Annotated in this window: 1 protein-coding gene; it reads left to right on the top strand. The window is 59.1% G+C overall.

The genetic code is table 11. The features are described 5' to 3' along the window. Positions 1-232 (top strand): tryptophan synthase subunit alpha (locus tag KVT27_RS26300; RefSeq protein WP_217582346.1); only part of this gene is annotated, 232 nt, incomplete at both ends.

Raw genomic sequence — 232 nt, 5'->3', positions numbered from 1 at the left:
AACGGCGATGATTCCGTTCTTGACCATCGGGGATCCGTCGATCCAAGCTTCCTTGGAGCTGATTCTGGAGATGGAGCGGGCCGGCGCCGACTTGATCGAGCTTGGCGTTCCTTACTCGGATCCGCTTGCTGACGGTCCTGTCATTCAGCGCTCCTCGGAACGCGCGCTGCAGAGCAAGGTCACCATCTTCGATGTCATCAATGTTGCGCGGGAAGCCAGAAGCAGAGGCTCC

The sequence above is a fragment of the Lysinibacillus sp. GbtcB16 genome (assembly GCF_019091145.1).
Taxonomy (GTDB): Bacteria; Bacillota; Bacilli; order Bacillales_A; family Planococcaceae; genus Lysinibacillus; species Lysinibacillus fusiformis.
The sequence above is the reverse complement of the archived record's forward strand: the minus strand, read 5'-3'. Positions and strand labels throughout refer to the sequence as shown.